This is a genomic window from Halobacillus sp. BBL2006 (assembly GCF_000786645.1).
GTDB lineage: Bacteria > Bacillota > Bacilli > Bacillales > Halobacillaceae > Halobacillus.
On the sequence record NZ_JRNX01000139.1, the window covers coordinates 1 to 6671 of the forward strand.

The 6671-nt window shown below is 41.1% G+C and carries 7 protein-coding genes; 1 reads left to right on the top strand and 6 read right to left on the bottom strand.

Going from position 1 to position 6671, the window contains the following annotated elements:
- Positions 1-199: 199 nt before the first annotated feature.
- From LD39_RS05070 to LD39_RS05090, 5 genes are all read right to left on the bottom strand, one after another.
- Complete coding sequence (locus tag LD39_RS05070) at positions 200-610, bottom strand: Fur family transcriptional regulator (protein WP_035543592.1); 411 nt, start codon at positions 608-610, stop codon at positions 200-202.
- Positions 607-1464, bottom strand: coding sequence for a metal ABC transporter permease (locus tag LD39_RS05075; protein ID WP_035543594.1), 858 nt, complete (start codon positions 1462-1464; stop codon positions 607-609). The genes LD39_RS05070 and LD39_RS05075 overlap by 4 nt, the downstream gene beginning before the upstream one ends.
- Positions 1457-2242: a metal ABC transporter ATP-binding protein gene (locus tag LD39_RS05080; protein WP_035543597.1), complete on the bottom strand. Its 786-nt coding sequence runs from the start codon at positions 2240-2242 to the stop codon at positions 1457-1459. Before LD39_RS05080 ends, LD39_RS05075 begins: the two co-directional genes overlap by 8 nt.
- Positions 2243-2568: 326 nt before the next feature.
- Positions 2569-3261 (bottom strand): amino acid ABC transporter permease, encoded by a 693-nt coding sequence (locus LD39_RS05085; protein ID WP_035543600.1) that lies wholly within the window; start codon positions 3259-3261, stop codon positions 2569-2571.
- A gap of 9 nt (positions 3262-3270) precedes the next feature.
- Positions 3271-4152, bottom strand: a complete 882-nt coding sequence (locus LD39_RS05090; RefSeq protein ID WP_035543602.1) for a transporter substrate-binding domain-containing protein — start codon at positions 4150-4152, stop codon at positions 3271-3273.
- 291 nt (positions 4153-4443) lie between these two features.
- Here LD39_RS05090 and LD39_RS05095 point away from each other — a divergent pair, with 291 nt between their 5' ends.
- Positions 4444-6363 carry a heavy metal translocating P-type ATPase gene (locus LD39_RS05095; RefSeq protein WP_081988319.1) on the top strand — a complete coding sequence of 640 codons (1920 nt, stop codon included), beginning with the start codon at positions 4444-4446 and terminating at the stop codon, positions 6361-6363.
- 40 nt (positions 6364-6403) lie between these two features.
- Here the strand turns inward: LD39_RS05095 and LD39_RS05100 are convergent.
- Positions 6404-6671 (bottom strand): YihY/virulence factor BrkB family protein (locus LD39_RS05100; protein WP_156112570.1); only part of this gene is annotated, 268 nt, incomplete at its 5' end.

A 6671-nucleotide genomic window follows, 5' to 3' on the forward strand; every position in this document is an offset into this window, starting at 1 on the left:
GCATCCTCACTCTTTGTGAGATCACTCCCGCAGCCTGCCAGCGCAATTACAAATAATACTGTTGATATAAAAGCAGAATACTTTTTCATACTTTTCCCCCTCGCTCAAAACGGATTATAGCGTAACGATTACTAATTGTAAACAGTAATCGTTACTTTTTATTTATTTCAAAAAGATGTGCCTGTGCATCACACAGGCATCAATTACATTGTGGACATTTTCCGTAAATTTCAAATTTGTGATTTTCTATGTTATAACCGTTTAAATTCTCACTAATGCTGTCCATTGGGCAAAACTCAATAGATTTCGTCTTTCCACAATCTGTACAAATGAAATGATGATGGTGACCATGGGTATCGCATCCGAGGCGGAAATGCTTCTCACCGCCTAATTCTGTAGCTTCTAAAATCTCCTCATCAGTCAATAAATATAGGTTACGGTAAATGGTATCATAGCTGACTCCAGGAAAATCTTCTTGAATTGCCTTTATAATATCCTTTGCAGCTATATATTGATCCTGTTTAACAAAAATCTCCAGAATACTTTCTCTTTGCTTTGTTCGTTTATACCCTTTTTCTTTCAACCTTTGCAAAGCTGTCTCAACGTTCATCCTACCTCACCCTTTATCCATTGTTGAGTTCTTACCTTTTTATATAGAATTGACATCACTAATATCAAAACAGCTGTCATCACAATCGTTCCACCGGGCGGAACACTTAAGTGGTAAGCAGCAAACAATCCAAGTAACACCGACGTTTCTCCAAAAACAATCGAGAGGCCGATCGTCTGTTTGAAACTTCTGGATATCCTAAGCGCTGCAGCAACAGGCAGTGTCATTAACGCGGAAACGAGTAAAATTCCTACGACTTGCATAGAAGAAGCAATGACAAGAGCGACCATCACAATGAAAAGCAAATGGATCCACCGGCCATTGACACCAGAAATCGAAGCATGCTCTTCATCAAAAGAAAGCACAAACAACTCTTTGTAAAATAAAATGACGACAGCTATGACCAAGATCGTGATCAAAAGAACCGTCCACATGCTGGAACGATCGACAGCTGTCACACTACCAAACAAATAACTGAATAAATCCGTATTGAAACCATCCGCCAAAGATATGAGGATGACCCCTAGACCAATCCCACTAGACAGAATAATCGGAATCGCCAGCTCTTCATAATGTTTATAAACTTTTCGCAAACGTTCAATGAGAACCGCACCGATGACAGAGAAAACCATCCCCATATAAATCGGGTTCCAGTCATTAATTCCTGTCACTTTCTTTTCTAAAAGTAAGCTTGCGGCAATCCCTGTCAATGTAATATGTGATAATGCATCTGCAATTAAAGAAAGCCTTCTGACAACGATGAAGACGCCAAGCAACGGAGCAACAATTCCTATCAATATCCCTGTAATCGCTGCATTTTGTAAAAACTCATACTGAAAGAAACTCTCAATCATGTGGATTCACCCCGTAATGCTCGTGATTGTGCGTGAGCTGTTGTACGGAATGACCATATAAACGATTCAAATCCTGCTCACCAAATTCCTCATATTCTTCTGACGCCCCATGGAAATGAACAGACTTATTCATGCAGACAACGTGGGTCGCATGTTCAGTAATCGTTCCAATATCATGGGTGACCATTAATAGTGTAATGCCTTGGTCTTTGTTCAATCGCCCCAGCAAGTTATAGAATTCTGTCACATGCTCGGCGTCCACACCTACGGTCGGTTCATCAAGGATGAGCAAAGAAGGGTCACTAACAAGCGCTCGGGCAATAAAGACACGCTGTTGTTGTCCTCCAGATAAATCTCCAATATTCTCATTCGTATACTGTTCCATTCCTACCGTTCTAAGAGACTGAAGCGCTCTTTCCTTGTGTTTTCGATTGAAGAATTTGAAGGTACCAATTCTCGAGACAAGCCCGCTCATCACGACTTCTAATACCGTCGCAGGAAAACCAGAGTTAAAGCTATTCGCTTTTTGAGAAACAAATCCGATTTCCTGCCACTTTTTAAACTGTTTGATCGGCTGGCCAAACAATCGAATCGAACCACGCCCTGGCTTGACCAGTCCTAACATCAGTTTAATCAGCGTCGACTTCCCTGATCCGTTGGGTCCGACGAGTCCTAAGAACTGTCCTTCTTTGATGCTCAGATTCACATCTTGAACAACCCATTCTCTTTCATATTTATACGATACGTTCTCTATTTCTACAATTGTTTTATCACTCATCGGGATCCCTCTCAAAATAATAATCATTACGATTTAGATTTCTTACTCTATCATAAAGCAGGTTCTGGATGGAATCAAGTCATCCGTTTTGTTTTTTTGATGGTGTCGGGTGTGGTGTCAGGTTCCTGTGGTGTCAGGTACCGGTTTACTTTTCTTGGTGCCAGGTACCACAAAAGTGGAAGGTGATACCTGGTACCGGTTCTTCTGTTTTCGGTACCAGGTACCGAGCAATCACCGACCGATACCTGACACCACAGGAACCTGACACCACAAAAGACACCGCCCACAAGAAAACGCCAGAGCATCCAATACTCTGGCGTGTAAGCTTACAAATACTTGTTATAGCGTTTTTCTAAATAATCCTGCAAAACAGAAAAGATCATCGTCAAAGGCCAGTAGATAAGCGCTGCTGTAATATACATGGTCATCGAATCGACCGTTCGGCCAGCGGCAATCTGAGCTTTATTCAGTATCTCAGGTACAGAGATCATGGCTGCCAAGGAAGTAGCTTTCAACAGGTCGAGAAAGACGTTTCCTAACGGAGGGATCGCAATTCTTGTTGCCTGAGGCATGATGATCCTCCTGATTGTCTTCCAATAAGTAAAGCCTAATGCTCTTGCAGATTCCCATTGTCCATATTCTACACTGTTTAAAGAAGCACGGTTGATTTCAGCGATATAGGCTGCACTATTTGTCCCGAAACCTATGATGGCAGCAACGGTTGCGGGCATTTTAATGCCTACGACAGGTAAACCAAAGTACAGCACAAATAGGTAGACTAAGATGGGGGTTCCACGCATAAATGAAATGTAAAATCGTGCAGGCCACCTTAACCAACGATGATCAGATCCCCTCGCAAGAGCTAAAAAGAAGCCTAATACAAGCCCAATAATCATCCCGATAACAGCAACAAATAAGGTGAGAGGCACACCTTCCAGTATAAACGGAAGGTTGTCTAACGCCCTTTCAACATTGAATAACTTTTCAACCTGGATATCTCTGAATTCTATTCCTAACATGACTGATCCTTACAGCTCTAGCCCTTCAAGCTCACGGATGTCCTCTTCAGGTTTTTTCGATGCATCTTTGCCACCGAAGAATTCTTTAGAAATTTTTGTTAAGGTACCGTCTTCTCTCATTTCTTGAAGAGTTGCATCAATTTTATCTGTTAGTGTATCAGCGGCCTTCGGCATGACGATCGCTGAATTTGTTGGATGGAATTTCAAGTCTGGGTGCAATTGGACCTCAATCTCTGGCAAAGCTTTAAGAGCAAGAGATTGAAGATAGTAATCATTGATGATGAAATCTGTGTTTCCATTTTCTACATCACGCAGATAAACGTCGTTTGTGACATTTCCGTATGTTTTCGTTTCGGCACCAAAGTGTTCTGCAATTTTGGAGAAGACAGTCGTCGCTCCTCCTCCGTGAGTTTTCCCTTCTAAATCTTCCAGCTTTTCAATTCCGGAGAGATCAGACTCACGGACAATCATCGTTGAATAAGAATACTTGTAAGGTTCACTGAAAGCAAATTGTTCCTGACGAGCCTTCGTTACTTCCATATCATTGATCACGGCATCAATACGACCGCTATTGATAGCGGCCAGCAAGCCGTCTACTCCATATTCCTCAAACTTAAGGTCAAGATCTAAACGCTTAGCTACCTCACGCATGACTTCCACATCATAACCGGTTAATTCATCAGAACCTTCCGGGTAGTAAGAAGCAGGAAAAAGAGTTCCGGAGGTACCGACAACAATTTCCCCTTTTTCCTGAATTTCGTTCCACTTCTCACTGGAAGCTTCTTCAGCATTATTATTATTAGAACTTTCCTCACTAGTATCGCTTGAACCACAAGCCATCAGAGTAACGGAAAGTATAAGCATAAGTATAAATAAAAGTCCTTTACGCATCTTTCGTATCCACCTTTCTAATGTTTAATTTTCACACCTAACCAATATAGCAACTTTACAGCTGTTATATCAACTGTGTTGCTTAGTTTTTTAGAGGAAATGTTTGACTTATACAGAATGAATAATATATGTCTTGACTCTGCACATTTCCATGCTATTATAATAATATATACTAAATTATAATTATTTTAATCTGTTCAGTTTAATCGTATTAAAAAGTATTTACAATTAACAATTAAAAGGTAAATGAACATGGTTATCATTATCAATTAGAAAAAGGAGTTGAGAATATTGCCTTCAGAAACTCAGTCCCTTCATAACCGCTCCCTGCCTTTGTGGCCAAAATGGTTGAGCGGACTTAAAGAACATGCAGAACTGATTGCTGCACTCCTCAGTGGGGTTCTTATACTGGCCGCCTGGGTAGGAGAAAGTCAGTTTTCGACTACTACTTATGTAACTCTTCATATCATAGCATTCGTCATCGGTGGATTTGCCAAAGCCAAAGAAGGACTTGAAGAAACGGTTAAGGATAAAGAATTGAATGTGGAATTACTTATGATTCTTGCAGCCATTGGCTCTGCCTCCATCGGATATTGGACCGAGGGTGCTATTTTGATCTTCATTTTTGCTTTGAGTGGTGCTCTTGAAACTTACACCATGAATAAAAGTCAGAAAGAACTTACTTCTTTGATGAGTTTGCAGCCTGAGGAGGCCCTGAAAGTATCCGGTGATGAATATGAGACCATCTCTGTTTCCTCTCTTCAAATCGGTGATCGTATTCTAGTTAAGCCTGGCGAACGTGTTCCGGCCGATGGACTCATCACTAAAGGCGAGACTTCTATAGATGAAAGTGCTATCACCGGAGAATCTGTCCCTGTTTCAAAAGGACTAAAGAAAGAAGTGTTTGCGGGTACAGTCAATTTAAATGGAAGTATTGTTGTTGAAGTTTCAAAGAAATCGACAGAAACACTTTTTCAAAAAATCATCACAATGGTTCAGTCTGCACAAAGCGAAAAACCGCCTTCTCAGCTGTTCATTGAACGCTTCGAAAGCACTTATGTAAAAGTTGTATTGATCGTCGTCGCTTTCATGCTCTTCCTCCCCCACTTCCTATTAGGATGGAGTTGGATGGATACAATTTATCGAGCGATGATCTTACTTGTTGTTGCGTCTCCATGTGCACTCGTTGCTTCAATTATGCCAGCAACCCTTTCTGCGATATCCAACGGTGCACGAAACGGCTTGTTGTTCAAAGGTGGTGTTCACCTCGAAAATCTTGCCCACTTACAAGCCATCGCTTTTGATAAAACAGGTACATTAACGAAAGGAAAACCTGAAGTTACGGATGCCGTTTACTTGGAAGGAGAAGACCAGGGTCATGTTCTGGGTGTCGTCGCATCGATTGAACAAGAATCCAATCACCCACTTGCAAAAGCCATTGTTGACTTCGCGCACAAATCCAATGTTTCGTTAATGAGTATTGATCAGATGAAAGATGTAAGCGGAAATGGTGTTACTGCAACTTTTAATGAAAAAACGTGGAAAATAGGTAAAGCGGATTTTGTTGGGAAAGAAGAAGCTTCTTCATTTCGTGACGGCGTGGCCGAAGCTCTTCAAAAAGAAGGAAAAACGGTTATTTTTGTAAAAAAAGACGATGCTATTGTAGCAATCTTTGCGCTGAAAGATACAGTTCGAAAAGAAACGAAGCGAGCAATTGAGATTTTGAAGAAGCGCGGCGTCTATACCGTTATGCTTACAGGAGATAACCCAACCACTGCGAATGCGATTGCTGCTGAGACAGGGGTCGATCATTATATTGCTGAACTTCTTCCTGAAGAGAAAGTGGAAGAATTGAAGTTATTAAAAGAGCATTTTAATCAAGTTGCAATGGTTGGGGATGGAATTAACGATGCTCCCGCTCTTGCTACAGCGAATGTAGGAATTGCTATGGGAGAAGGAACAGATGTTGCGCTAGAAACGGCTGACGTTGTTCTCATGAAAAATGATCTTCCGAGGATTGCCCAAGCGATTCACCTTTCCACTCGAATGAATCGAATCGTAAAACAGAACATCGTCTTCTCTATAAGTGTAATTATGCTGCTGATCATCAGTAATTTCCTGCAAGCACTTGACCTTCCCCTGGGGGTTATTGGTCACGAGGGAAGTACTATACTTGTTATCTTAAACGGTTTGCGTTTATTAAAATCATAAATGAACCCGAAAGCTTGAGCTTTCGGGTCTTTTTTATACATCAAGCAGATCTTCTCGATCTGTTATGATAAATGATCGCATTGATTTCTCCACCAGCTATGATGACTATACCTGAGAGATAAAACCAAATCATCAGTACGATGACACCTCCCAAACTGCCGTACGTCGCTGAGAAATTACCTAAACTACTGACATAGAAGGAGAATAAAAGAGAAACCAGCTGCCATCCTACGGTCGCAAAAAGTGCTCCTACAACCGTATCTTTATATTTCACAGGTTTATTTGGTGCCATAACAAAAAGAAAAGAT

What these genes read in the sequence shown, in the direction of transcription:
- LD39_RS05085 (WP_035543600.1), bottom strand. Translation starts at nt 3,261, where the DNA reads ATGTTAGGAATAGAATTCAGAGATATCCAGGTTGAAAAGTTATTCAAT.
- LD39_RS05080 (WP_035543597.1), bottom strand. Translation starts at nt 2,242, where the DNA reads ATGAGTGATAAAACAATTGTAGAAATAGAGAACGTATCGTATAAATAT.
- LD39_RS05070 (WP_035543592.1), bottom strand. Translation starts at nt 610, where the DNA reads ATGAACGTTGAGACAGCTTTGCAAAGGTTGAAAGAAAAAGGGTATAAA.
- LD39_RS05075 (WP_035543594.1), bottom strand. Translation starts at nt 1,464, where the DNA reads ATGATTGAGAGTTTCTTTCAGTATGAGTTTTTACAAAATGCAGCGATT.
- LD39_RS05090 (WP_035543602.1), bottom strand. Translation starts at nt 4,152, where the DNA reads ATGCGTAAAGGACTTTTATTTATACTTATGCTTATACTTTCCGTTACT.